We start from the raw sequence: 3,101 nt of genomic DNA on the forward strand, positions 1-3,101 counted from the left end.
TTTTTCCTCTTTCGATTTCTTCTTCGGGCGGGTAGACTGGTTCAATGCGGCCAAATCAATCTGACCTACTACATTAATCTTTGATTTAAATTCTGTCGGACGAATTTTGAAGACTTCGTCTCCTTTATTTTCCTGAACAGATTGTTGCTTTTTTTCTTCTTCCATCGGCTCTGGTTTCAATTCTTCTGCCTTTATCTCCGGCTGTTTCGGTTCTTCTTTTTCTTCTGCCTGAGGTTGTTGTATGGGAGTTTCTTCAATTTTAACCTCCGCTATTTCTACCTCAGTTTGTTTATTCTCTGATTCTGGCTTAGCTGGCCCTTCCTCTGCCACAGACGTTTCAGCAGGCTCAACCACAGCCGGTTTTTTCTTTTTCTTCAGACCATCCAAGTCTATTTTACCTACAGGCTTGAATTTAGGTCGCACATCTTCTGGAACCACTGTCTCTATTACTTCCGGTTTCTTTAATTCCGGATGAATATCCTCAATAGAAACAGAAGCCTTATTACGCTCCTTATTCTGCCGTTCCTGAATAATTTTCTCAGACTCTATTTTCAAATCCTTATCTTTGCTGAACTCTTTTACCAGCGCAGCATACTGTTCTTCAGTAATTTTGGTATTTGGGTTCGCCTCGACTGTATATCCTTTTTTCTGCAAAAAGTCTACCACCGTGGTTATTCCAACATTCAAATCTCTTGTTACTTTATTCAATCTTATAGTCATAATTCATCACAATTTTTAGAGTTCTGGAAAATATATCAGTCACAGATAAACAAGCAGACGAGAATGAAACTTTCATCCTCATCTGTCATTACAAGCAAGCGCTATTATTCCTCAAACTCTGCTTTTAAAATTCTCAGAATATCATCCACCGTATTTTCCTCCAAGTCTGCTTTTTCGATGAGCATCTCACGCGGTGCATTCAATACGCCTTTAGCTGTATCAATTCCGATAGCTTTAATCGCATTGATAACCCATTCGTCAATTTCATCCTTGAATTCATCCAAATAGATATCCTCATCAGCCACAGCATCTTCACCCAGTTCACGGTAAACATCGATTGTATATTCAGTCAGCATACTAGCCAGTTTAATATTCAATCCGCCTTTACCAATAGCCAACGACACTTCTTCCGGCTTCAAATACACCTCAGCTCTCTTTTCATCCTCATGCATAATGATAGATGAAACTTTTGCCGGGCTCAAAGCACGCTGAATAAACAACTGAATGTTAGATGTATAGTTAATCACATCAATATTTTCATTACGCAATTCACGCACGATACCATGAATACGAGAACCTTTCACACCTACACATGCCCCCACCGGATCAATACGTTCATCATACGATTCTACCGCAATCTTAGCACGTTCTCCCGGGATACGGGCTATTTTCTTAATAGTAATCAGTCCGTCATTAATTTCAGGAACTTCCTGTTCAAACAAACGCTGCAGGAAGACTGGCGATGTACGGCTCAAAATAATCTTCGGATTGTTGTTCTTATTATCTACACGAGCTACTACGGCACGAGCAGTTTCTCCTTTCCGGTAGAAGTCACTCGGAATCTGTTCTGTCTTAGGCAACAGCAATTCATTACCTTCATCGTCCAGCAACAGGATTTCTTTTTTCCAAATCTGATACACTTCCGCACTGATTACAGTGCCTACTTTATCAATGTATTTATTATACAAGCTGTCTTTTTCCAACTCCAGAATCTTTGAAGCCAGTGTCTGGCGAAGATTCAGAATTGCACGGCGGCCGAATTTTTCAAAAATCACCTCATCGGTCACTTCCTCTCCCACTTCATACGATGCATCAATCTTGCGTGCTTCCGACAATGCAATCTGCAGGTTCGGATTAGTCAGCTCCTCATCTGCCACGACTTCACGGTTACGCCAGATTTCAAAATCTCCCTTATCTGGATTTACAATCACATCATAATTTTCATCTGTACCGAACATTTTTGCAATCACACTGCGGAATGACTCTTCCAACACGCTCACCATCGTGGTGCGATCAATGTTCTTCAATTCCTTAAATTCCGAGAATGTGTCAATCAAGCTGACAGTTTCTTCTTTTTTGGCCATAATTATTTAAAGCTAATTAAGTATTTGGTGTATTTTATCTCATCATACGTAAAGGTTACATTCTGTTCCACCAGTTTCGGACGCTTAGCACCTTCCGGCTTCATTTTTACTTCTACCGTAAGCGTAAAATTCTCCTCGTTGGCATCTGTCAGCACACCGGTCCATTTCTTCCCTGTCTTGTCCAGTACTTCTACTTCACATCCTACATGTACCACATACTGCTGCAGTACCTTAAATGGCTGACCGATTCCCGCAGAGCCTACTTCCAGTTCATAATCTTCTTCTTCACGACTCAATTTTGACTCAATGTAACGGCTCAACTCCACACAGTCGTCTATCCATACGCCTTCTGCATGATCTATTTCCACTACAATTTTGTCATCCGGACTCACATTTACATCAACCAGAAAATAACTTTTATCTTCCAGCCATTCCTCTACAATCCGAGCTACAACGTTTTTATCTATCATGTATTAACTATTAAGAACAAAAAAAGGAGCTAAATCGCCCCTCCACCTTTTCATCCAATCATTTGCAAAGATATAAATAATCTCATGTCACACAAAATAATGGCTAAATTATTTATTACCGAGGAGAAGTATGAAAAAGCGGCAAATGATGTAAATCATCTGCCGCTTTTCAGTCGGAATGAGGCGACTCGAACGCCCGACCCCTACGTCCCGAACGTAGTGCGCTACCAACTGCGCTACATTCCGATAGCAACGTTATCTTTCGTTTGCGACGCAAAGGTAGATATATTTTCAATACCAACAAAAAAAAGAATAAGTTTTTTTCATAAAAAATTATTTTTTACCATTTTCATCCCGTTTATTTTGGAGATTAAAGATTTTGGCCTATCTTTGCAAACACAAAACGATGGTGCCATAGCTCAGTTGGTAGAGCAAAGGACTGAAAATCCTTGTGTCCCCGGTTCGATTCCTGGTGGCACCACTTTGAAGAAAAGCAAAAGACAGTAAAATCCTGATTTCCAAGCGAAATCGGGATTTTTTGTTTTCC

2 protein-coding genes, 2 tRNA genes and 1 pseudogene are annotated in these 3,101 nt (G+C 40.2%); 1 reads left to right on the forward strand and 4 read right to left on the reverse strand.

Translation table 11 applies throughout. The features are described from left to right. From ACMJ0U_RS08410 to ACMJ0U_RS08425, 4 genes and pseudogenes are all read right to left on the reverse strand, one after another. Positions 1-720 (reverse strand): annotated as a pseudogene (locus tag ACMJ0U_RS08410) (translation initiation factor IF-2); the annotation flags it as partial. Positions 721-824: 104 nt separating this feature from the next. Next, a complete protein-coding gene (gene nusA, locus ACMJ0U_RS08415) occupies positions 825-2,084 on the reverse strand; it encodes a transcription termination factor NusA (protein ID WP_117673827.1) in 1,260 nt (419 codons plus the stop codon). A gap of 2 nt (positions 2,085-2,086) precedes the next feature. Next, entirely contained in the window at positions 2,087-2,554 is a 468-nt protein-coding gene (gene rimP / locus ACMJ0U_RS08420) for a ribosome assembly cofactor RimP (protein WP_417129536.1), read from the reverse strand. A gap of 173 nt (positions 2,555-2,727) precedes the next feature. Then, a tRNA-Pro gene (locus ACMJ0U_RS08425) sits at positions 2,728-2,800 on the reverse strand. A 162-nt stretch (positions 2,801-2,962) separates the two neighbouring features. Here ACMJ0U_RS08425 and ACMJ0U_RS08430 point away from each other — a divergent pair. Beyond that, positions 2,963-3,035: transfer RNA gene (locus tag ACMJ0U_RS08430), tRNA-Phe, on the forward strand. Positions 3,036-3,101 lie beyond the last annotated feature (66 nt).

It is taken from the genome of Phocaeicola sp., from assembly GCF_048170425.1.
Lineage (GTDB): Bacteria > Bacteroidota > Bacteroidia > Bacteroidales > Bacteroidaceae > Phocaeicola.